The sequence below is a fragment of the Vibrio sp. Vb0598 genome, from assembly GCF_033338935.1.
Taxonomy (GTDB): Bacteria; Pseudomonadota; Gammaproteobacteria; order Enterobacterales; family Vibrionaceae; genus Vibrio; species Vibrio alginolyticus.
This window is the reverse complement of record NZ_JAWOTP010000292.1, coordinates 1-1,050: the sequence shown is the minus strand read 5'-3', so window position 1 is coordinate 1,050 and position 1,050 is coordinate 1. Positions and strand designations below refer to the sequence as shown.

At 44.2% G+C, this 1,050-nt stretch carries 1 protein-coding gene; it reads left to right on the top strand.

Annotated features, from left to right (window positions below; genetic code table 11):
* A partial coding sequence (locus R7Q38_RS24770; RefSeq protein WP_318114718.1) for an ATP-binding protein occupies window positions 1-931 on the top strand: 931 nt, incomplete at its 5' end.
* Window positions 932-1,050: the final 119 nt, after the last annotated feature.

Genomic DNA, 1,050 nt, shown 5'->3' with positions numbered 1-1,050 from the left:
GCCCGACTACGATGGTCCAATTCATATCATCGTAGGTATTGATGAAGAGCCAATCAAAAGCACACTGCAAACCCTTATTGGTCAACTCTGGCTAATTCTAGGATTGTTGTTTGCTGGCGTTCTGACTGTCATTCTCTTGCAAATCGTTTGGTCATTGAGTCCACTAACTAAACTGCAAAAAGAGCTGGCAGAGCTCAAAGCTGGAAATAAAAAGAGTTTAGAAGAAACTTATCCAAAAGAGATTTCGCCGCTTATTTCTGACCTCAATGCTCTTCTTTTCCACTATCAGGAGTTACTGGAACGTGCGCGTAACCACGCGGGTAATTTGTCACACGCACTTAAAACGCCGCTATCTGTGTTAAAAAATGAAGTGCAAACGCTAGAGCCCAAAACGCAAGCCCGCTTAAACGCCCCACTCAACCAGATTCAAGATCACATCGACTATCATTTAGGTCGCGCTCGAATGGCGGGTTCCATGAACATCCTTTCTGTCAAAGCCAATCCAGCAGAGCGAGTGGATGCTATCTCAATGGCGTTCGATAAAGTCTATGCCGAGCGAGACATCACCTTAGTTAATGAGCTTGATTCTGAGTTGAATGTTGCAGTCGAAAAAACCGACCTCGACGAAATGATCGGTAACTTGCTTGAAAATGGCTATAAATGGGCAAATAGCATGATTCGCGTCCACTCTACTCTGGATAAGGATAGTATCCACCTGATTATCGAAGACGATGGGCCTGGAATCCCTCAAGCGCAATTAGGCCAAGTCATCAAACGTGGTGTCAGATTAGACGAAACAACGCCAGGTTCTGGGCTCGGTTTAAATATTGTGAGTGAAATGGCGCACAGCTATCGAGGCCTACTGGCTTTAGAAAAGAGCAAAATGGGTGGTTTAAAAGCCACATTAACGTTGCACCGTAGCCGTACTTAAAACGAATCACTAAAGACTCTTTTTCATCGGTAAACGCTAATCAAACCGATGAAAATAGAAGCGATACGAGCATTTTTCACGCTAAGTGATGAAAACCATCAACTTCGGATCCGCCAAAT